This window comes from Marinifilum caeruleilacunae, assembly GCF_013141825.1.
Taxonomy (GTDB): domain Bacteria; phylum Bacteroidota; class Bacteroidia; order Bacteroidales; family Marinifilaceae; genus Marinifilum; species Marinifilum caeruleilacunae.
In genome coordinates this window covers 1-755 of record NZ_RZNH01000113.1, presented here as the reverse complement: position 1 = coordinate 755, position 755 = coordinate 1, and the positions used below count along the sequence as shown (strand labels likewise).

1 protein-coding gene is annotated in these 755 nt (G+C 33.5%); it reads right to left on the bottom strand.

Features of this window, described 5'->3' with window-relative positions; translation table 11 throughout:
- The coding region (locus ELS83_RS21710; protein WP_171597629.1) for a transposase at window positions 1-279 on the bottom strand (279 nt) is incomplete at its 3' end.
- Window positions 280-755: the final 476 nt, after the last annotated feature.

The window sequence follows — 755 nt, the reverse complement described above, 5'->3', positions numbered from 1 at the left end:
TTCTTCTATCGTTTTTTGAATTTGCTTTGATGAATAGACTTTAAACTCCTTAAGCAATTTACCAGGATTAGAATCTCCATCATTAAATATTAAATGCAAATGACTTGGCATGATACAATAAGCAAAAAGACACATTCCTTTATGCTTACAACAATATTCTAAGCTTTCTGTAATGACTGCAAAATATTGCTCACGAACAAATACATCTATCCAATATACCGTTGCAAAACTTACAAAGTACAAGCCTTCTTTATTGTAAAATTTATACTTTCTACTCAATCTATTCCTATTTTCAATTGCTCAATTAAGATAGAAATATTTAATTTAACTTAAAAGGAATTTTGTTTTCGTTTTATTTTTAAGTAAAAAAAAACTTACATTTTACTGCAAGTGGGTTGGTTTTTTCTTATTTACTGCAAGTGGCTTGGGCTTTTCTTATTTACTGCTACGCAGAGTCCGAGTTGCAAACTCGAACTAGCGGATAGTGCAAACTCGCGCCATCTGGGGGCTACTTTGTTAGTGTTTGCACAAGAAAGAAAAGTTAAAATTACAAGTATTAATCCTATTGATTTCATATTATTTAAGTCTTTGAATAACAACAACATTTCCCCCAGATAGTCCGAGTTTGCACCAACCGCTGGCGCGAGCGTCTCGCTCGTGTCCTGTGAATACAGGCAATTACAACAGTTCAATATCAAGCTGTCCTTTTTCACCAGCATAATTTTTAGCACTACTATATTTCCAGTGATGTGCCT